Annotated in this window: 19 protein-coding genes; 12 read left to right on the top strand and 7 right to left on the bottom strand. The window is 67.9% G+C overall.

What is annotated here, in order from left to right:
- Nucleotides 1–5: 5 nt before the first annotated feature.
- The 3 genes from ACLJPD_RS04730 to ACLJPD_RS04720 all read left to right on the top strand — a co-directional run bounded on the left by ACLJPD_RS04730 (nt 6) and on the right by ACLJPD_RS04720 (nt 2,083).
- Entirely contained in the window at nt 6–935 is a 930-nt protein-coding gene (locus ACLJPD_RS04730; RefSeq protein WP_410870483.1) for an HpcH/HpaI aldolase/citrate lyase family protein, read from the top strand.
- Between the two features lie 67 nt (nt 936–1,002).
- Nucleotides 1,003–1,497 carry a general stress protein gene (locus ACLJPD_RS04725; protein WP_056813349.1) on the top strand — a complete coding sequence of 165 codons (495 nt, stop codon included), beginning with the start codon at nt 1,003–1,005 and terminating at the stop codon, nt 1,495–1,497.
- A gap of 4 nt (nt 1,498–1,501) precedes the next feature.
- Nucleotides 1,502–2,083: a suppressor of fused domain protein gene (locus ACLJPD_RS04720; protein ID WP_410870482.1), complete on the top strand. Its 582-nt coding sequence runs from the start codon at nt 1,502–1,504 to the stop codon at nt 2,081–2,083.
- Here ACLJPD_RS04720 and ACLJPD_RS04715 read toward each other — a convergent pair.
- Nucleotides 2,080–3,159, bottom strand: a complete 1,080-nt coding sequence (locus tag ACLJPD_RS04715; protein WP_410870481.1) for a magnesium and cobalt transport protein CorA — start codon at nt 3,157–3,159, stop codon at nt 2,080–2,082. The two genes, ACLJPD_RS04720 and ACLJPD_RS04715, sit on opposite strands and share 4 nt — an antisense overlap.
- A 67-nt stretch (nt 3,160–3,226) precedes the next feature.
- On the opposite strand from ACLJPD_RS04715, the gene ACLJPD_RS04710 reads away from it, so the two are divergent.
- The 4 genes from ACLJPD_RS04710 to ACLJPD_RS04695 all read left to right on the top strand — a co-directional run bounded on the left by ACLJPD_RS04710 (nt 3,227) and on the right by ACLJPD_RS04695 (nt 7,561).
- Nucleotides 3,227–4,081 carry a PHP domain-containing protein gene (locus ACLJPD_RS04710; RefSeq protein ID WP_410871928.1) on the top strand — a complete coding sequence of 285 codons (855 nt, stop codon included), beginning with the start codon at nt 3,227–3,229 and terminating at the stop codon, nt 4,079–4,081.
- Entirely contained in the window at nt 4,078–4,344 is a 267-nt protein-coding gene (locus ACLJPD_RS04705; RefSeq protein WP_410870480.1) for a hypothetical protein, read from the top strand. Before ACLJPD_RS04710 ends, ACLJPD_RS04705 begins: the two co-directional genes overlap by 4 nt.
- Nucleotides 4,345–4,394: 50 nt before the next feature.
- Nucleotides 4,395–5,951 (top strand): FAD-binding protein, encoded by a 1,557-nt coding sequence (locus ACLJPD_RS04700; RefSeq protein ID WP_410870479.1) that lies wholly within the window; start codon nt 4,395–4,397, stop codon nt 5,949–5,951.
- A 389-nt stretch (nt 5,952–6,340) separates the two neighbouring features.
- Entirely contained in the window at nt 6,341–7,561 is a 1,221-nt protein-coding gene (locus ACLJPD_RS04695) for an NADP-dependent malic enzyme (protein WP_410870478.1), read from the top strand.
- Nucleotides 7,562–7,627: 66 nt separating this feature from the next.
- Here ACLJPD_RS04695 and ACLJPD_RS04690 read toward each other — a convergent pair whose 3' ends face one another.
- The 4 genes from ACLJPD_RS04690 to ACLJPD_RS04675 are packed head-to-tail and all read right to left on the bottom strand — an operon-like array spanning nt 7,628 to nt 11,057.
- The gene (locus tag ACLJPD_RS04690) at nt 7,628–8,356 is read right to left on the bottom strand and encodes an ABC transporter permease (protein WP_410870477.1); all 729 of its coding nucleotides are present in this window, start codon (nt 8,354–8,356) and stop codon (nt 7,628–7,630) included.
- Complete coding sequence (locus tag ACLJPD_RS04685) at nt 8,353–9,012, bottom strand: ABC transporter permease (RefSeq protein ID WP_410870476.1); 660 nt, start codon at nt 9,010–9,012, stop codon at nt 8,353–8,355. Before ACLJPD_RS04685 ends, ACLJPD_RS04690 begins: the two co-directional genes overlap by 4 nt.
- Entirely contained in the window at nt 9,009–10,157 is a 1,149-nt protein-coding gene (locus ACLJPD_RS04680) for an ABC transporter ATP-binding protein (protein ID WP_410870475.1), read from the bottom strand. The genes ACLJPD_RS04685 and ACLJPD_RS04680 overlap by 4 nt, the downstream gene beginning before the upstream one ends.
- A 15-nt stretch (nt 10,158–10,172) precedes the next feature.
- Nucleotides 10,173–11,057 carry an ABC transporter substrate-binding protein gene (locus tag ACLJPD_RS04675; RefSeq protein WP_410871927.1) on the bottom strand — a complete coding sequence of 295 codons (885 nt, stop codon included), beginning with the start codon at nt 11,055–11,057 and terminating at the stop codon, nt 10,173–10,175.
- 247 nt (nt 11,058–11,304) lie between these two features.
- On the opposite strand from ACLJPD_RS04675, the gene ACLJPD_RS04670 reads away from it, so the two are divergent.
- The 3 genes from ACLJPD_RS04670 to ACLJPD_RS04660 all read left to right on the top strand — a co-directional run bounded on the left by ACLJPD_RS04670 (nt 11,305) and on the right by ACLJPD_RS04660 (nt 14,231).
- Complete coding sequence (locus ACLJPD_RS04670; RefSeq protein ID WP_410870474.1) at nt 11,305–11,913, top strand: hypothetical protein; 609 nt, start codon at nt 11,305–11,307, stop codon at nt 11,911–11,913.
- Nucleotides 11,914–12,072: 159 nt separating this feature from the next.
- Nucleotides 12,073–12,729 carry a PadR family transcriptional regulator gene (locus tag ACLJPD_RS04665; protein WP_410870473.1) on the top strand — a complete coding sequence of 219 codons (657 nt, stop codon included), beginning with the start codon at nt 12,073–12,075 and terminating at the stop codon, nt 12,727–12,729.
- Nucleotides 12,730–12,755: 26 nt separating this feature from the next.
- Nucleotides 12,756–14,231 (top strand): DHA2 family efflux MFS transporter permease subunit, encoded by a 1,476-nt coding sequence (locus tag ACLJPD_RS04660; protein WP_410870472.1) that lies wholly within the window; start codon nt 12,756–12,758, stop codon nt 14,229–14,231.
- Nucleotides 14,232–14,242: 11 nt separating this feature from the next.
- Here the strand turns inward: ACLJPD_RS04660 and ACLJPD_RS04655 are convergent, their stop codons facing one another.
- Nucleotides 14,243–15,796 (bottom strand): molybdopterin-dependent oxidoreductase, encoded by a 1,554-nt coding sequence (locus ACLJPD_RS04655; RefSeq protein ID WP_410870471.1) that lies wholly within the window; start codon nt 15,794–15,796, stop codon nt 14,243–14,245.
- Nucleotides 15,797–15,921: 125 nt separating this feature from the next.
- On the opposite strand from ACLJPD_RS04655, the gene ACLJPD_RS04650 reads away from it, so the two are divergent.
- Both ACLJPD_RS04650 and ACLJPD_RS04645 read left to right on the top strand, forming a co-directional pair.
- Nucleotides 15,922–16,344 (top strand): hypothetical protein, encoded by a 423-nt coding sequence (locus tag ACLJPD_RS04650; RefSeq protein WP_410870470.1) that lies wholly within the window; start codon nt 15,922–15,924, stop codon nt 16,342–16,344.
- 73 nt (nt 16,345–16,417) lie between these two features.
- Nucleotides 16,418–17,128: a cutinase family protein gene (locus ACLJPD_RS04645; RefSeq protein ID WP_410870469.1), complete on the top strand. Its 711-nt coding sequence runs from the start codon at nt 16,418–16,420 to the stop codon at nt 17,126–17,128.
- A 52-nt stretch (nt 17,129–17,180) separates the two neighbouring features.
- Here the strand turns inward: ACLJPD_RS04645 and ACLJPD_RS04640 are convergent, their stop codons facing one another.
- The gene (locus ACLJPD_RS04640; protein ID WP_410870467.1) at nt 17,181–18,977 is read right to left on the bottom strand and encodes an AMP-dependent synthetase/ligase; all 1,797 of its coding nucleotides are present in this window, start codon (nt 18,975–18,977) and stop codon (nt 17,181–17,183) included.
- Between the last annotated feature and the right edge of the window lie 62 nt (nt 18,978–19,039).

The following is a 19,039-nucleotide window of genomic DNA, read 5'->3' as shown; positions in this document are numbered from 1 at the left end:
TCCGCATGAAGCCACGTCGTTCGGTGCTCGCTGTGCCGGGCAGCAACCCGAAGATGATCGCCAAAGCCAAGACGATGCCGGTTGACGAGGTGTTCCTCGATCTGGAGGACGCGGTCGCTCGCGGCGCCAAGGCCGCGGCGCGGGCGAACATCGTCGCCGCGCTGAACGAACCCGGCTGGGGTGCGCAGTTGCGGGTGGTGCGGGTCAACGACTGGTCGACCGAGTGGACCTACGCCGACGTGATCAGCGTGGTCGAGGGTGCGGGCCGTTGGATCGACGCGATCCTGCTGCCCAAGGTCACCGACGCGGGGCAGGTGCGAGCCCTCGACTTGCTGCTGACCCAGCTGGAGAAGGCCAGTGGCCTCGAGGTCGGGCGGATCGGCATCGAACCGCAGCTCGAGAATGCCCTGGGCCTGCGCAATATCGACGCGATCGCCACCGCGAGCCCGCGGGTGCAGGCACTGGTGTTCGGGCCCGCCGATTTCATGGCCAGTATCAATATGCGCACGCTGGTGGTCGGCGAGCAGCCGGAAGGCTACGACGTGGGCGATGCCTACCACCACATCCTGATGACGATCCTGCTCGCCGCCCGCGCGCACGGCCTGCAGGCGATCGATGGCCCCTACCTGCAGATTCGTGATGTCGACGGGTTCCGCCGGGCCGCGGGCCGTACGGCCGCACTGGGTTTCGACGGCAAGTGGGTGCTGCACCCCGGCCAGGTCGACGCGTGCAACGAGATCTTCAGCCCACGCCAGGCCGACTACGACCGCGCCGAGTTGATCTTGGAGACCTACGCCTTCCACACCTCCGAGGCAGGTGGCGCTCGTGGTGCTGTCATGTTGGGGGATGAGATGATCGACGAGGCAAGCGCCAAAATGGCGCAAGTTATCGCCGACAAGGGGCGGGCCGCGGGAATGACGAGAACAGCCGCTTGATCGCCGGCAGCGGGGGTCGAGGCGTTTCATTCCGGCACAGCCGGTCCGGAAACAGCAGAATAGGACTATGACGAATCCCTTGGGCAACTCGAATCGCGGGCGGCAGGCGTTGCCGACGCCGCCGTCGGGCTGGCCGGTCGGCTCGTACCCGACCTACGCCGAGGCGCAGCGCGCGGTCGACTACCTGGCCGACGGGCAGTTCCCGGTGCAGGACGTGACCATCGTCGGCGTCGATCTGATGCAGGTGGAGCGGGTGCTCTACCGGCTCACGTGGGGCAAGGTCATCGGCGGCGGCGTGGTGTCGGGTGCCTGGCTCGGCCTGTTCCTCGGTCTGCTGCTGAGCCTGTTCACGACCACCGGCGGTGCGCTCGGACCGCTCGTCGTCGGTCTGCTGGGCGGCATCGTCTTCGGTGTGATCACCACCTCGATTCCGTACGCGGCCACCAAGGGTCAGCGCGATTTCGCCTCGACCATGCAGTTGGTGGCGGGCCGCTACGACGTGCTGTGTGATCCGAAGTCCGCCGAACAGGCCCGCGACATGCTGGCCCGATTGGCCCTGTAGCGCAATGGATGTGGAGAACACGGTCCGCGCCGCGGTGCTTGACCACTTCGACGTCGAACGCGCGCAGGTCGATTCGGCCTCGGTGACCTTCCTCGGGCTGGAACCCGTCGAGATCCTGCGCATTCCCGGCGACGGCGCGGTCCACTACGCGACGCTGGGTGGTTCACGCCATCCGATGGGCGACCCGTCCGATCTGCTGGCCGATCCGGTGCGCGGTCCGCGCGCGGAACTGGTCCTGACGCTGTTGATGAGCGCCGATCCGCAGGTCGGGGTGGCGAAATCCCTCGGCATCCTGGTCGCCTCACCGTCGGTGGAAGGTGTTGTGCTGCAAGCGGACGCGCTGCTCGACCTCGGCGAACCGTTGTGGCGCAACGCGAAGTTCACCGCGGTCGTACTCGGCGAGAGCGACATCCCCGCGATCGGTCTGCCCGAGCCCGCCGATCCGGTGCGCTACCTCAGTGTCACCCCGGTGACCGCGACCGAGGCCGCCTGGGTGCGCGTGCGTGGTGCCCAAGCGCTGCGCGACGCCTGGGCCGAGGCCGGCATCGACGTGCGCGATCCCGAGCGCGGCGCGGTGACGCTCTAGAGCCACCCGTTGCGGCGGAAACTGCGGAACAGCAGCGCGCAGAGCCCGGCCATGACCAGCAACACCACGGGATAGGCCCACACCTGGTGCAGCTCCCACATGTGGTCGAAGTTCATGCCGTAGACGCCCGCGATCATCGTCGGCACCGCCGCCATCGCGGCATAGGCCGAGATCTTGCGCATGTCGGTGTTCTGCTGAACGCTGATCTTGGCCAGCGCGGCATTGACCAGACCGCTGAGCGCTTCGTCGAAATAGCTGATCTGATCGGCGACGCTGACCTGGTGGTCGGCCACGTCGCGCAGGTAGCGGCGGATCTCGGTCGGCACCGGCAGGTCGGTGTTGTTCACCAGCCGCTCCAGCGGAACCGCCAACGGCGCCACCGCCCTTCGCAGTTCCACCACTTCGCGTTTGAGCTGGTAGATCGACCCGATGCCGATCTTCGATGCGGGCGTGAACACCGCCTCTTCCATCTCGTCGATATCGCCGCCGACGGATTCGGTGACATCGACGTAGGTGTCCACGATGTGGTCGGCCACGGCGTGCAGCACCGCGGTCGGTCCGTATTTCAGCTGTTCGGGCTGCTTTTCGAGCTCGTGGCGCACGTTGGACAGGTGGGTGTGCTGGCCGTGCCGCACGGTGACGGCGAAGCGTGGTCCGGTGAAGACCATGATGTCGCCGGTCTCCACGATCTCGCTCGTCGAGTCGATGGCGTGGTCGACGTAGGAGACCGTGCTCATCACCAGGAACAGGGTGTCACCGTAGCGTTCGAGTTTGGGTCGCTGACGGCCGAGCACCGCGTCCTCCACCGCCAGCGGGTGCAGGTCGAAGGTCGAGGCGATGTCGTTCATCTGTCGCTCGTCCGGGTCGTGCAGGCCGATCCAGACGAATCCCGAATCGGTGTCAGCCACCGCAGTCAGAGCCTCTTGCGGGGTGAAATGCCCTGGTCGACGCTTGCCGTCGACATAGACCCCGCAGTCGACGATCGCTCGCGCCGTCGGCACGGGGACTTGCGGTCTCGGCGTTTTCGCCGCGCGATGGGGACCGTGAAACGACGGCATCGGCGGAAAGGAGGACACCTCGCGGATCCTACGGGCACCGACCGGGAACGCGCGGGACCCGAGACCGCACTGTATGACTGAGGGTGTGCGCATCGACCTGCATACCCATTCCACCGCCTCCGACGGCACCGACAGTCCCGCCGAACTGGTGCGGCATGCCGCGGCGGCCGGTCTCGACGTCGTCGCGATCACCGACCACGACACCACCGGCGGCTGGGCCGAGGCCGAGGCGGCGCGCCCGCCGGGGCTCACGCTGGTGCGCGGCATGGAGATGTCGTGCACGGGCATGGGGGAGGACGGCCAGCCGGTGCCGGTGCATCTGCTGGCGTATCTGTTCGACCCCGCCGACCGCGGTTTCGCCGACGAGCGTGAGCGGTTGCGCGGTGAGCGGGTGGGCAGGGTGCGCGCGATGGCCGAGAAGATGGCGGCCGACGGACTGCCGATCGATCCCGTCGCGGTGATGGCGAGCGCGGGTCCGGCGGTGGGCAGACCGCATCTGGCCCAGGCGCTGGTCGCGGCCGGGGTGGTCGAGAGTGTGAACGACGCGTTCATCGATCTACTCGCCCCGCACGGGCCGTACTACGCGGAGAAGGCCGACACCCCCTTGACCAGGGCTGTGCAGTTGATCGCGGCCGCGGGCGGCGTCAGCGTGATCGCGCACGCCCGCGCGCGCAAGCGCGGCAGACTGCTGGCACTCGACGAGATCAGGGAGTTGGCCGGGCTCGGCCTCGGCGGTCTCGAGATCGACCACCCCGATCACAGCGAAGCCGATCGCCTTGTGCTGACCGGACTCGCGCGGGAACTGGGCCTGGTCCGCACCGGCTCGTCGGACTATCACGGCAGCAACAAGACCATCGAGATCGGCGCGTGTGGGACCGATCTCGACCAGTACGAAGCGCTCATCGACAAGGCGAGCGGGACGCCGGTGATCGCGCCGTGACGCTGGTGCGCGCGGTCAGCGGCGTGGTCGCGGGCGGGGTGCTCGCGCTGCTGTGCGTGGTCGTCGGCGCCGCCGTGATCGGCTCGCGCCGCGACTTTCCTGGGCCGGGTGCCGAGTCGCTGAGTTGGCATGTCGTGGCCGCGGTGGTGGTGGTCGTCGCGCAGGTCTTCGCCGACCGGCGCCGTGGGATGTCCACCGTGTTCGGGTCCGTGGCGGTCTTGGTCACGGCTGGTGTATTGCTTTGGACACAATGGTGGGGTTGACGGCCTCGTAATGGTTGCGGACGGGTGAACTGTGCCCGAACATTTCTTTTGTGACCAGCATCGAAACGGACGTTGTGATCCTCGGCGGTGGACCCGCGGGGCTGTGGGCCGCCGTTTCGGCCGCGGCGACGGGTGCGCGAGTGGTGCTGGTCGACAAGAGCCGCTGTGGTTCCAGTGGTCCTACTGTCTACGGCACCACCGTGCTCTGGGATATTCCGCCCGGTCCCGGCCGCGCCGAGGCGGTCGACAAGACGTTCGCCGCAGGCGGCGGTCTCGGTGATCGGGCTTGGCTGCACCGCGTCGTCGACGAGTCCCACCGGCGATTGCAGACCTGGTCGGGCACCCGCCACCGCGTGCCCGATCCGAACGGCGACCCGGCGCACGTCCACTTCGACGGCGCGAGCTATCTGCGCAGGCTGCGCCGCGGTGCGCTCGAGGCGGGCGTGCGGATCCTCGATCATCATCCGGCGCTGCAACTGCTCGTCGATCCGGCGGGCACCGTGGTCGGGGTCGCGGGGGTGCAGCGTCACAACAAGTTTCGCCCGTGGGCCGTTCGGGCCGGCGCGGTCGTGGTCGCCACCGGTGGCTGCGCGTTCCTGTCCGGCGGTGCGGGAACCGAGGTGAGCACCGGCGAGGGTCTGCTGATGGCGGCCGAGGCCGGTGCCGAACTGTGCGGGATGGAATTCTCCAGCGCCTACGGCTTGGCGCCGGTGCTGTCGCGAGTGCACCCGCATCCGGCGGTCGCGCCGGGTCTGTCGGTGCATTTCGCGGCTCTCTACGACGAAGCGGGCACGGAGCTGCCCGACCGGCATCCGGCGGCGCTCACCGCCATCGCGGACGGTCGACAGGTCTTCGCGGCCCTGCACGAGGTGCCCGACACCGTCCGACACTGGTTGAGCAGGCACGGCGCCGTCGACGCCACGGGGCGGGTTCCCGTGCGGGCGGTGCTGGAGGGAACCATCCGCGGCGCGGGTGGGCTGGCGCTGGCGGGTGCGGACTGCTCGACGACGATCCGGGGCCTGTTCGCCGCGGGCGATGTGACCGGTAGGCAGGTGGTCACCGGTGCGGCGGGCGCCGCCGGTGGCCTCAACGGTGCGTGGGCACTGGCCTCGGGCACCTGGGCCGGTCAGGGTGCCGCCGCGTTCGCGGTCGCCACCGAGCGGGCCAGCAGCGCGCGACCCGTGCCCGGCGCAGGCCTCGGCCCGCACGCCCACATCGATCCGCGTTCGGTGGTCGGCCTGGTGCAGGAGCACACGCTGCCGTTGCGCCGCAGTTACCGGCGCAGCGCGGGCAGCCTCGCCGACAGCATCGCCGAACTGGACGCGATGTGGCCCGGCGCCCAATTCGACCTCGGCGGCCTCGGCGTCGGGCAGCTGCGGGCTCGCCAAGCCGCTGCCCTGCTCGCCGTCGCCCGATGGGCGGGATACAGCGCGCTCGTGCGCACCGAGAGCCGAGGCATCCACCGTCGCATCGATCATCCCGACGCACACTCCGACTGGCTGGTGCGCCTGCGCTGCGGTGGGCTCGACGATGTGTGGGTGCGCCGCGAGGACCGGCCGGACCCGCTCGGCGGCGAGCTCACCGCGGCCACCCCCGCCACGGTGTGAGAGTTCACCGGATGTTCCCGCTGCGCTGCGAGTTTTCGCTTACGCCACGGCAATTCGACACCGCTACCCTCGACACATGACGCGGTTTGGTAATAGGCGCACCGTACTGGCAGAATGTTGCGGATTCCCTACCCTTGCCACCGCCGGGTTCGGGGACATTGGAGACCTTCTCCATGCGACGCACCGTCGCAGCGGAGGTCGACCCGTTCTGCTCGCCCGGACACACCCGTCCGGTTCCGCTCGGCGGATCAGTGCCGCGCCCCGCGTACCGGTAGCCACCGCGAAACGCGTGCGGTCGCGCACCCGATGAGCGTTCTGAAAATCATTGTTTCGATATACCCGGCGGTAACCGTCCCCCGGTTGAGCCCGACTCGAGCAGGAGTGAAATCGTGTCACCTGTGACTGACGCACCGAATGCCACCGCGGCGCCCAAGGCCGATGACGCAGCGAGCCTCGCTGCGATCACCCAGGAGGAGATCTTCGCGGGTCACCTCGGTGGAAAGCTGTCGGTCGAGCTCGCCGCGCCGCTCGAGACCCAGCGCGATCTGTCCATCGCCTACACCCCCGGTGTCGCCCAGGTCAGCCGTGCGATCGCCGAGGACCCCGCGCTCACCAAGCGCTACACCTGGACCGACCGCCTCGTGGTCGTGGTCAGCGACGGCACCGCCGTGCTCGGCCTCGGCGACATCGGCCCGCGCGCCTCGCTGCCGGTGATGGAGGGCAAGGCCGCGCTGTTCAAGAAGTTCGCCGGCCTGAACTCGATCCCGCTGGTGCTCGACACCACCGACCCCGACGAGATCGTCCAGACGCTGATCCACCTGCGTCCGAGCTTCGGCGCGGTGAACCTGGAAGACATCTCCGCCCCCCGTTGCTTCGAGATCGAGCGCCGGGTCATCGAGGCACTGGACTGCCCGGTCATGCACGACGACCAGCACGGCACCGCCATCGTGGTGCTGGCCGCCCTCAAGGGCGCGGCCGCGGTGCAGAACCGTGACATGTCGGCGCTCAAGGTCGTCGTCTCCGGCGCCGGTGCGGCCGGTGTCGCCTGCGCGAACATCCTGCTCGCCGCCGGTGTCCCCGACGTGGTCGTGCTCGACTCCAAGGGCATCGTCAGCGCAGGCCGTGCGGGCCTCAACGGTGTGAAGGCCGACCTGGCCGCCCGCTCCAATCCGCGTGGCCTCACCGGTGGTCCGGCCGACGCGCTGGCCGGTGCCGATGTGTTCCTCGGTCTGTCCGCGGGCACCATCCCCGAAGAGCTCATCGCCTCGATGGCGCCGGAGGCGATCGTGTTCGCCATGTCCAACCCGGACCCGGAGATCCACCCCGACGTGGCCGCCAAGTACGTGGCGATCGTGGCGACGGGCCGCAGCGACTTCCCGAACCAGATCAACAATGTGCTCGCCTTCCCCGGCGTGTTCAAGGGTGCGCTGGATGCCGGTGCGCGCCGCATCACCGAGGGCATGAAGGTCGCCGCCGCGAACGCGATCTTCGGTGTGGTTGCCGATGAGCTCGCCGTCGACAAGATCATCCCGAGCCCGCTCGACCCGCGTGTCGCCCCGGCCGTGGCCGAGGCCGTCGCGGAGGCCGCGCGCGCCGAGGGTGTCGCCTGACACAAGCGTTCAACCGAGAGCGCCTCGTTCCCTGGTGGAGCGGGGCGTTTTCGCGTTGTCCTGGAGCTAGCCGACAGCCGGCTTCGGCGGTTCGGTGACCACCGGCATCGGCGGCTCGATGATCGTGGTGCGTGTGAGTCGTCCCATCCCCGGCGAGCTCGCCCACACCGCCACCGCGAGTATCCCGTCGAGCACGAGCGCCAGGATCGCCACCAACAGCGCGCCGACCAGCACCAGGTCGTAACGGTAGAGCCCGAGACCGTCGAAGATGTAGCGGCCGAGCCCACCGAGGTTGACGTAGGCCGCGATGGTCGCCGTCGCCACGACTTGCAAAGTGGCGCTGCGCAATCCGCCGAGCAGTACCGGCATCGCGTTGGGCACCTCGACCCGGAACAGGATCTGGCGCTCCGTCATCCCCATCGCCCGCGACGCGTCGACCACATCGGCGGGCACATTCGCGATCCCCGCGTACGCCCCCGCCAGCAGTGGCGGAATGCCGACGGTGATCAGCGCCAGCAGCGGCGGGATCAGCCCGAGCCCGAGTCCGAGCACCAGAAACGTGAGCAGACCCAATGTCGGCAGCGCCCGCATGGCATTGGCGAAGCCGACCATCACCGCACTGCCGCGGCGCGTGTGCCCGATGATCAACCCGACCGGCACCGCGATCATCGCCGACAACGCCACCGTCAGAAAGCTGTACCAAAGATGTTGCAGCAGGCGATGGTCGATGCCGGTGGGCCCACCCCAGTTCGCGCTGTCGCTCAGGTAGTTCCAGGCTTCGAGGAAAAGGTTCACGACCGCGCCCCTTTCACACGCGTATCGGCGCGGGTCCACGGGGTGGCGAGGGTGCCGAGCAGGAACACCAGCCGATCGAAGATCAAGGCGAGTACCAGGGTGACGATGATGCCCGCGATGATCTGGTCGGGGTAGTCACGCTGATAGCCCTGCGTGAACAGCTTGCCGAGCCCACCGACTCCGATCAGCGCGCCCACCGACACCATCGCGATATTCGTGACCACCACAACGCGCAATGACGCGGTGAAAACCGGGAGCGCCAACGGCATATCGACCGTGACAGTGCGGCGGAACCGGCCGAATCCGATCGCGTCGGCGGCATCGATCACGTCGGCGGGCACCGTATCTAGTGCCACCGGCACCGCGATCAGCAGCAGCGCGGTCGAATAGACGGTGAGCGCGATGATCACATTGAGTGGATCGATCATCGAGATACCGATCAGCGGCGGGATGATCACGAACAGCGCGAGCGAGGGGATGGTGTAAGCCACACTCGACACCGTGGTGGTGATCCTTCTGGCCCACCGGTTTCCGCGCGCCAGCGCGCCGATCGGAACCGCGATCACCAGACCGAGCAGCAGTGGGACCAGCGCGAGTACCAGGTGCGTGCGGGTGATCGCCATGACCTCGGCGAAATTGTCGATCAGATATCTCACGATGTGCCCTGGGTGAAGAACTCCTGATTGCGTTCGGTGTCCTCGGTTGCCCGCTGTCGGGCGAGTTGGGTGAGTACGTCGGTGGCGAGCAGTCCGCCGCGCACCGCGCCCGCCTCGTCGACGGCGACGCCGATACCCGAGGGCGAGGAGATCGCCGCGTCCAGCGCCTGACGGAGGTCGCCGTCCGGGGTGAACAGTGAACCGCCGGCGGAGACGCTGGAGTCCAACGGTTTTCCGGCGCGTACTCGCTCCACGCCGGTGACGTCGATCCAGCCGCCCGGCTTGCCGAGCGTGTCGACCACGAGTGCCCATTCACCCTGGGTGAGCCGTAATCCGGCGATGTCGTCGGGTTCGATCGTCCGAATCGGTGCCAGCGCAAGAGCTTCGGCGCTGCGGAACGACAGCCCTCGATAACCGCGATCGCGGCCGACGAAACTCGCGACGAAATCCGTTGCGGGCTGGGCAAGTACGTGTTCGGGAGTGTCGTACTGCTGCAGCACCCCGCCGCGCCCGAACACCGCGATCTTGTCGCCGAGGGTGATCGCCTCGTCGATGTCGTGGGTGACGAACACGATCGTCTTGTTCAGCTCCGCCTGCAGCCGCTGCATCTCCGACTGCAGCTCCGCCCGCACCACCGGGTCGACGGCGCTGAACGGCTCATCCATCAACAGCACCGGCGGGTCCGCGGCCAGCGCCCGCGCCACCCCGACCCGCTGTTGCTGACCACCCGAGAGTTGCGCCGGATACCGCTCGGCCAGACCGCGATCCAGCCCCACCCGGTCCATCACCTCGAGCGCGGCGGCGCGGGCGGCCTTGCGCGATTGTCCGAGCAGGATCGGCACGGTCGCCACATTGTCGATCACCTTGCGGTTGGGCAGCAGCCCGCCGCTCTGGATCACGTAGCCGATCCCGAGGCGCAATTTCACCGGATCGACGGTCTCGATATCGCGTCCGTCGATGGTGATGGTGCCCGCGGTGGGGTCGACCATCCGGTTGATCATGCGCATCGAGGTGGTCTTGCCGCAGCCGGACGGTCCGACGAACACCGTGAACGAGCCCGAGTCGATGTGCAGGTTCAGCTCGCGCACCGCGTGTGTGCCGTTCGGGTAGGTCTTGTCGATGCCGCGAAAGATGATGTCGGACAACGGGGCTCCTGCCGATTAGCCGATGGGGGAGTTCAACCCTTGCGCGGTGATCCAAGCGAGCGCGGCGGCCTTCGGTTCGATCTTGCTGTCACCCGACACGGCCGTGTTCAGCGAGATCAGTTCGGTGGTGGTGAGTTTGGCCGATACCGCGTCGAGCACGGCCACGGCCTTGTCGGTCTTCTTAGCCGCGTTGAACAGCGGCACTACGTTCTGCGCCGCGAAGTTGTGCTTCGGATCGGCGAGTACGACCAGGTCGTTCTGCGCGATCGCCGGCGAGGTGGTGAAGATGTCGGCCGCGTTCACCTGGCCGTCGACCAGCGCGCGCACTGTCGCCGGACCGCCACCGTCGGCGATCGGCACGAAGTTGGCCTCGCTGATATCGAGGCCGTAGGTCTTCTTCAAGCCCGGCAGGCCACCCGGGCGCTGCGCGAACTCGGCCATCCCGCCGAACTTCACCTCGGCCGAGTGCGGTGCGAGATCCGCGATGGACTTCAGGCCCCACTTGTCGGCCGTCGCGCGGGTGACGACCACCGCGTCGGAGTCCTCGCCGGGGGCGGGCGTCGCGATGGCCAGGTCCTCGCCGAGCGCCTTGGTGAGCGCGGTGTTCACCTCGGGCGCGGCGGTGGCGGTGGCGTCTTTGTCGAGGTATTGCAGCAGGTTGCCGGTGTATTCCGGGATGAGCGAGATCGCGCACTGGCGCAGCGCGGGAATGTAGGCCTCGCGTGAGCCGATGTCGAACTTGGTGTCCACCTTGAAGCCGTTGATCCGCAGCACCTCGGTGTAGATGTTGGCGACGGTCTCGGACTCGGGGAAGTTGGCCGACCCGATGATCAACGCGTCGCTCGCGCAATCTCCCTTGGCGGCAAGCGGATCACTGTTGCCACAGGCGGCGACGATCATGGCGGCGGCCAGCGCCACCGCGGCAGCCAGCACTCGGCCCGCCCGTACCGCGAGGCGGCGTGCCGGTCGACGTTGTCCTGGTGATGAGGAGGCGAAGGCGGTTTTCACTGGTGTCCTTCCGGCAAAGGCGGGCAGTGCGCTGTGCATGCGACCCGGGGGCCACAGGTACATTCTGGTAGTTCATACTGCCCGCCGTCGGGCCGAATTGCGCGGGTTGACGGCAAATACGGAAAGTTGGTGTCGCCGGATGCACTCGGTCGCCGTGCGTCGAACCGCCGCCGCGATCCTGGCCGCGACCTGCGCGTTCACCATTGTTTCCTGCGCCTCTGACGACCCACGTCCGGTGGTCGCGGTGGGTGCGGATTCATCGACGGAATCGATTCTGCTCGCCGAGATCTATTCCCAAGCACTGGACCGCGCGGGCGCCGATTCCACCGTCGTCACCGGATTGACCACCCCCCTGGCCGATCTCGACGCCGCCCGCATCGCCGTGCTCCCCGCCCGCAACGGCGCCCTCCTCGACCGCTGGAACCCGTCCTCGTCGGCCCGCAAACCGGACGAAGTCGCCGCCGCGGTCAATGCCGCACTCCCACAGGGTCTTTCGATCACCGACGCCGCGGACGGCACCGACCTACGCCCCCGCGACGCACTCCCCGACCCCGATTACACCCTCCGCGCCCAGAACATCCTCGCCCTCTACCGCACCGGCATCTTCGACCGCCAACAGCTGAAAAAGCTCAACTACGTAGCGGGCGAACTGACCACCGAGGACCTCCTCGAGTCGATCAACCAGATCGAAACCGGCACCCGCCCCGCCGACGCGGCCCGGGCTTGGTTGGACGCCCACGCCCTGTAGCGCCGAATTTCGGAATCACGCATCGCCTGAACGGTGTCGTGGTCCCAGGGCATCCGCTTGCCAAGCTATGTTCCGCTCCGTATATTCCTACTGGAATATTTGGTGTGGGACATAGTTGTGGGTGGAGGTGGCAGGGTGGGGGAGCTCGGGCGGAATGCGATGACGCCGTTGGCTATCGCGGTGCTCGCGCTGCTGGATGAGCGGCCGATGCATCCGTATGAGATGTATCAACTGCTGATCGCTCGGCGGGAGGATCTGCTGGTCAAGGTGCGGCCGGGGTCGCTGTATCACGTGGTGGCGCGGCTGGCCGATGGTGAGATGGTGGCGGCCGAGGGGATCGGGCGGGCGGGGAATCGGCCCGAGCGGACCACCTATCGGATCACCGATTCCGGGCGTGCCGCGTTGCGGGGGCGGATCGCGGAGTTGCTGCGCACGCCCGTGCAGGAGTATCCGATCTTCCGGGTGGCGTTGGCGGAGGCGCACACGCTGCCGCAGGAGCAGGTCGTCGCGTTGCTCGATGAGCGCGTGGAATACCTGAGTCAGTCGTGTACCGACATGGACGCGCTGCTCGACTGGACGCGCGGCCGTGCCATCCCGCGCCGCTATTACGTTGTCCTGGAATACATTCGCGCCACTGTCCACGCCGAACTCACGTGGATCCGGGGCTTCGCCACGGAACTCGGTGACGGTGCCGTGCCGTGGGAACAGTTCGACCCCGACACCGGCGAACGGATCACCGACGATCACACCCACGAATGGCCGAGTGGGGATCACCCCGACGCCGCGCCCCGGCCCCGCTGGGCAGCCCGAAGCTGAACCCTCTCCCGATTGGAACGCATTCGATGACCACCCAACGTAATCCGTGGCTGGCGCTCTTCGCGCTGGTGGTCGGGTTCTTCATGATCCTGTTGGACATGACGATCGTCGCGGTCGCCAATCCGGCCATCATGACCGAGCTCAGCACCGATATCTCCAACGTCATCTGGGTCACCAGCGCCTATCTGCTCACCTACGCGGTGCCGCTGCTGGTCACCGGCCGTCTCGGCGACAAGTTCGGGCCGAAGAACATCTACCTGATCGGCCTCGCGATCTTCACCGCCGCCTCGCTGTGGTGCGGCCTGTCCGGCAGCATCGGCATGCTGATCGCCGCCCGCGCCGCCCAGGGCATCGGTGCCGCGCTGATGACGCCGCAGACGATGGCCGTGATCACCCGGACCTTCGCGCCGGACAAGCGCGGTGCCGCGATGGGTCTGTGGGGTGGTGTCGCCGGACTGGCGACGCTGATCGGCCCGATCCTCGGTGGTGTGCTGGTCGACAACCTCGGTTGGGAATGGATCTTCTTCGTCAATGTGCCGGTCGGCATCATCGCGTTCGGACTGGCCGTGTGGCTGGTGCCCGCGCTGCCGACCAGCGACCACAAGTTCGACATCGTGGGCGTGATCCTGAGCGGAATCGGCATGCTGGCGCTGGTTTTCGGTATCCAGGAGGGCAATTCGCAGGATTGGTCGTTGCGGATCTGGCTGCTGATCGGGTTCGGTGTGGTGATGCTGGTGGTGTTCGTGATCAACCAGGCGCGCAACAAGGGCGAACCACTGGTGCCGCTGAGCCTGTTCCGCGACCGCAATTTCGCCCTGTCGAACCTGGCGATCGCCGCGATGGGCGCCGCGGTCACCTCGATGATGGTGCCGTCGTACTTCTATCTGCAGTCGGTGCGAGAGATGTCGCCGACCATGTCGGCACTGGTCTTCGCGCCGATGGCGATCATCACCGGCTTGGCCGCGCCGTTCATCGGCAAGGTGTCGGATCGGCTGCCGCCGCGGTTGCTGCCGACGACCGGATTCGTGCTGTTCGCCGGTTCGGTGGCCTCCTTCGGCGCGCTCATGAGCCCGGACTCGTCGATCGTCTGGTTCCTGCTCGCCGCCGCTGTCGCGGGCCTGGCCAATGCCTGCATCTGGGCCCCGCTCGCCACGACCGCCACCCACAACCTGCCGGTCGCCCAGGCCGGCGCGGGCGCCGGTGTGTACAACACGACTCGCCAGGTCGGCTCGGTCCTCGGCAGTGCCGCGATCAGCGCCTTGGTCGCCGCCCGTCTGACCGCCAACGGTCTCGGCGCCACGGGCCCGGTCGGTGAAGGAGCAGCCACCGGCCCCCTCCCACCCCAGATCATCGACGAATTCAGCACCTCACTGGCCCAGTCGATGATCCTGCCCGCCGCCATCCTGCTGATCGGCGTGGTCGCCTCGGCCCTGTTCGTCGGCCACGGTAAGTCCGGTGCGGGCCGGTCACCCGAACCGGCGAAAGCTGACGCGACCGCCTGACGGCATCGTGCTCATTGCACCTGGATGGTGAGGGTGGGGTAGCCGGTCGCGCCGTCGGGGACGACGTCCTGGGAGACGGCGGTTTGTGGGCCGGTGGGGTCGAGGGTGCGGGCGCGCAGGGTGTGCTGGCCGGGGGTGGCGTCCCAGTCGAAGGTCCATTGGCGCCAGGTGTCGATGGTGACCTCGGTGGACAGGCGGGCGGGGCGCCAGTCGCCGTTGTCGATCTGGACTTCGACGCCGGTGACGCCGCGATGTTGGGCCCAGGCGACACCGGCGATCACGGTGCGGCCCTGGGGGATTCGGCCGCGGGCGCGTGGGGTGTCGATGCGGGTGCCGGTCTTGATCGGGCCCTGCGCGGACCAGCCGCGACGGGTCCAATAGGCGGTGGCCTTGTCGAAGCGGGTGACCTCGAGTTCGGTGACCCATTTGGTGGCGGAGACGTAGCCGTAGAGGCCGGGGACCACCAGGCGCGCGGGGTAGCCGTGCTGGATGGGGAGGGGTTCGCCGTTCATACCGATGGCGAGCATGGCGTCGCGGCCGTCGGTGAGGGCCGAGAGGGGAGAGCCCGCGGTCCAGCCGTCCTTGCTGTGGGACAGGACCATGTCGGCATCCGGGAGCGGGCGGGCTCTAGCGAGGAGTTCGTCGAGGCGGTAGCCGAGCCAGCGGGCGTTGCCGATGAGGTCGCCGTTGATCGGATTGGAGACACACGCCAGGGTGACCACGCGCTCGACCGGCGTCTGGCGAAGGAGGTCGTCCCAGGTGAGGGTGATCTCCTGTTCGACCATGCCGTGAATGCGCAGCGACCAGGAGTCTGTGGACACCTGGGGAACGATCAGCGCGGTGTCGATGCGGTAGAAGTCGCTGTTGGGGGTGATGTACGAGGTGAGCCCGGGTACCCGCAGATCGGCATCCGGCGGAAGATCCGGCAACGGTGTTGCCGCCCTCGGTAATTCGACAGTCGCGCGCTCGGCGGTCACATCACGGCGGGCACCGCCGAGAAGTCGGCCCGCGAGCCCGGCTCCGATGGCGAGCACCCCGGTCGCCACGATGCCACCGAGTACTCGTCGCCGACCGGACCCCGCAGTCGACCCATCGGTGTGGGAAGGACTCGCATCGGCTTCCGGCTCCGATCGCAGCGGATCGGACGCGGCGTCGATCCGTCTGGTCAACGCCCGCAGCGCGAGAATTCCGGCGGCGGTGCCGATCAGCGCGGGCAGCGCACCGACGAGCCCGCCGATTCTCCCGGCGCCGATGACGGCGGCGACGACACCGAAAACCGCGAAGGCGACCGACCCGGCCGGCCGAGACGTTCGCTCGAAGATTCCGGCGACTCCGGCGACGACGACCGCCACCACGCCCATGCACACGAACAGCACAGCCTTGTCGCTGGTCCCGAAGGTCGAGATCGCCCACTCCCGAACCCCGTCGGGCGTGTGGTCGACAACGGTCGCGCCGAGTGCGTACGCGGGCGCACTACCGGCTCCGGCGAACGCCGCGACCAACTCCGCCACCCCGAGTACCAGTGCCGCGGCCACGATCCCGGCCACCGCCCGTAAGAACGCCATGGACCGAGCCTACGTCGCGGACGGGATCCGGCCGGTGACCAATTCGTGACGGCCGAACACCTCCCGTAGGCACCCGTCGAAAACTACACTGCGTAGTAGAACATCCCCGCTCGGCAGGAGACATGATGACCGAGACAGCACCCGACTCGACACTGCGCGCCACGACGGCGGTCTTCGCCGTCGCACTCCTGGTCCATGGCGCCGACCACCTACGCCGCGGCATGGACGCGACCTCAGCCCTCGTCAACGCTCTCGGCACCCTGCAACTGCTCTTCGCGCTGCTCACTGTGATCCTGGTGTTGCGGCGCCGTCAGGAAGCCGCACGCGCCGCGGTGTTCATCGGCTTCGCGAGCGCGGTCGGCTTCACGATCGTGCACGTGCTCCCCGACTGGTTCGGCCCACTCAGCGACAGCTTCATCAACGCGCCTGCCAGTTCCGGCGTCACCGGATTCTCTTGGTTCGCAGCACTGTTCGAGATCACCGCCGACCTCGCGATCGCCTTCGCGGGTCTGTCGGTCCTACGATCGAGGCAGTTGAGCGTGGCCTGACCGGGCAGCTCGCGGCGGCGCGCCGAGGTGGCCGAGGCATCGGCGAACGCTCGCGGTCGGTAGTCTGCGCGGCATGACAGCACGTTCCTTCTCGCGATTCGTGTCTGCAGTCTTCTTGGCAGCCGCGATTCCCCTGGTATCGCCCATCCACTCCGCAACCGCCGCACCCTGTTCCGATATCGAGGTGGTGTTCGCTCGCGGAACCGCCGAGCCGGGCGGTGAATTAGGTCTGACCGGCGTTTCCTTTGTCGAAGCGCTGCGCGCGAACGCGGGCGGACGCTCGGTCGGCTCGTACGGCGTCGACTACCCGGCCAGCAGCAACTTCGGCGATCGGCTCGCCTTCGCGCACACCGTGTTGCAGGGGATCGGCGATGCCCAGCGACGGGTCGAATACATCGCGGCGAACTGCCCCAACTCTCGGATCGTCCTCGGCGGGTATTCCCAGGGCGCGGCGCTGGCCGGGTTCGCGACCGGAACCGGTGTGCCCGAGGGTGTGCCGCCCGAGTACGAGGTGTATCTGCCCGAGCCGATGGCACCCGAGGTGGCCGAGCATGTCGCGGCGGTCGCGCTGTTCGGCAAACCGTCGGATCGATTCATGCGCGACGCGGACGCACCCGCGGTGTCGATCGGTGCGCTCTACCAGAACAAGACCATCGACCTGTGTGTCCCCACGGACAACATCTGCGACGGTTCCCCACTCGCCCAACCCACAGCGGTGCACACCCTCTACGGCATCAACGGAATGACCGTCACCGCGGCGCAATTCGCGGCGCAACGGTTCTAGACAGCCGAAAGGCCGGTTGCGACAGCGCAACCGGCCTTTCGAACAGCGAGGATCAGGAGTAGATCTTGTCTACTTCGCTCGCGTACTGCTTCATGACGACGGCGCGCTTGAGCGACATCTTCGGGGTGAGCTCGCCACCCTCCTGGGTCCAGTCGACCGGGAGGATACGGATCTTCTTGATGGCCTCGGCCTTGGAGACCTTCTTGTTGGTCTCGTCGATCGCGGCCTGCACCTCGGCGACCAGCGCCGGGTTCTCGATCAGGGTCTCGATCGCGGTGTCGGCGGCGACGCCGTTGCGATCCTTCCAGCCCGGCAGTGCTTCCGGGTCCAGGGTGATCAGCGCGCCGATGAACGGCTGACCGTCACCGACGACCATGACCTGGCTGATCAGCGGGTGCGCGCGCAGGGCGTCCTCGAGCACGGCGGGGGAGACGTTCTTGCCGCCCGCGGTGACCAGGATTTCCTTCTTGCGACCGGTGATGGTGACGAAGCCGTCGGCGTCGATGGCGCCGAGGTCGCCGGTCTTGAACCAGCCGTCCTCGAACGCCTCGTCGGTGGCCTCGGCGTTGCCCCAGTAGCCGTCGAATACGACCGAGCCCTTGAGCAGCAGCTCGCCGTCCTCGGCGATCTTGGCCGCGTGGCCCTGGATCGGGCGACCGACCGAGCCGACCCGGATGAACGACGGCGTGTTCACGGTGAACGCCGCGGTGGTCTCGGTCAGGCCGTAGCCCTCGTAGATCGTCACGCCCGCACCACGGAAGAAGTGGCCGAGACGCGCGCCAAGCGGGCCGCCACCGGAGACAGCGGCCAGGCACTGGCCACCGAGGGCCGCGCGCAGCTTGCTGTAGACCAGCTTGTCGAAGACGAAGTGCTTGAGCTTGAGCAGCAGGTCGGGGCCGCCCTTGGTCTCGAGCGCGGTGCTGTAGGCGATGGCGGTGTCCGCGGCGGCGTCGAAGATCTTGCCCTTGCCGCCGTCGTGCGCCTTCTGCTTGGCGGAGTTGAACACCTTCTCGAACACGCGCGGCACCGAGAGGATGAAGTCGGGCTTGAAGTCGCCGAACTGCTCGACCAGCGTGGTCCAGTCCGAGCTGTGGCGGATGGTCACCTTGGAATCGAAGGCGATCAGCGCGACGGCGCGGGCGAACACGTGCGCCAGCGGCAGGAACAGCAGGGTCTTCTGACCCTCGGAGACGAACGCGCTGAGCTCGATGCCGCCCGAACGCGACTCCGCCCACAGGTTCGCGTGGGTCAGCTGGACGCCCTTGGGGCGGCCGGTGGTGCCCGAGGTGTAGATCAGGGTGGCGGGCGAGGCCGCGCCGACCAGCTTGCGGCGCTCGTGCACGACCGAGTCGTCGAGCGCGGCACCACGCTCGGTGAGGGTGTCGATGGCACCCTTGTCGATCTCGAGGGTCTCGGCCAGCGCGGGCAGCGAACCGGCTTCGATCTCGTCGATCGTGGCGCGGTGCTTGTCGTTCTCGACGACCAGCAGCTTGGTCTCGGAATCCTGCAGGATCCACTTGGCCTGCTCGGCGGCCGAGCTGTCGTAGATCGCGACGGTCACACCACCGGTGGCCCAGATCGCGAAGTCGAGCAGCGACCACTCGTAGCGGGTGGCGGCCATGATCGCGACGCGGTCGCCCAGCTCGATGCCCGCGGCGATCAGGCCCTTGGCCACGCCGAGGACGGCCTTCTCGAACTGTGCCGCCGTGACGTCATTCCAGCCGCCGCTGCCGTTCGGGACGTTGAACAAGACCGTGTTCGGCGTCTCCTGCGCGAAGCGGAAGACGTTGTCGGAATTGTTCGCATCGTCCGGGATGGTGTAGGAAGCCGGAACTTCGAACTCTCGCATCTGTGCCCTTCCAGTGGGTTCTACTCGCCAGTAATCTACGACACGTTCGGTCGGGTCGCGAT

The sequence above is a fragment of the Nocardia sp. A7 genome (genome assembly GCF_046549215.1).
Lineage (GTDB): Bacteria > Actinomycetota > Actinomycetes > Mycobacteriales > Mycobacteriaceae > Nocardia.
This window is presented reverse-complemented; position numbering and strand designations above follow the sequence as displayed.